Source organism: uncultured Jannaschia sp., assembly GCF_947494025.1.
Lineage (GTDB): Bacteria > Pseudomonadota > Alphaproteobacteria > Rhodobacterales > Rhodobacteraceae > Jannaschia.
Genome location: NZ_CANLTQ010000151.1, coordinates 1 through 444 on the forward strand (window position 1 = coordinate 1; position 444 = coordinate 444).

The 444-nt window shown below is 62.4% G+C and carries 1 protein-coding gene; it reads left to right on the top strand.

Annotation, left to right across the window (positions count from 1 at the left end; translation table 11 throughout):
- A partial coding sequence (locus tag Q1B08_RS21725; RefSeq protein ID WP_299823526.1) for a transposase occupies positions 1–444 on the top strand: 444 nt, incomplete at both ends.

Here is a 444-nt window from a genome sequence, read left to right on the forward strand (position 1 = left end):
CCTGGAGGAGCTCTACGGGCTGGAAGTCTCGCCTGACCTTATCTCGCGGGTGACAGATGCCGTTCTCGACGAGGTGAGGGAATGGCGTTCGCGGGCGCTCGATGCCGTCTATCCCGTAGTGATTTTCGACGCGCTGCGGGTGAAGATCCGCGACAAGGACAGCCGGATCGTCAAGAACAAGGCCGTCTATTTGGCGCTTGGGATTACGGCCGAGGGCCAACGCGAGGTGCTGGGCCTCTGGATCGCCGACACCGAAGGGGCAAAGTTCTGGCTCGGGATCATGAATGAGCTCAGGAACCGCGGGGTCGCCGACATCCTGATCGCGGTGGTGGATGGCCTGAAGGGCTTCCCGGAGGCGATCACGGCCGCCTTTCCGCAGACCACGGTGCAAACCTGCGTCGTCCATCTGGTTCGCCATTCGCTGGCGTTCTGCTCATGGAAGGA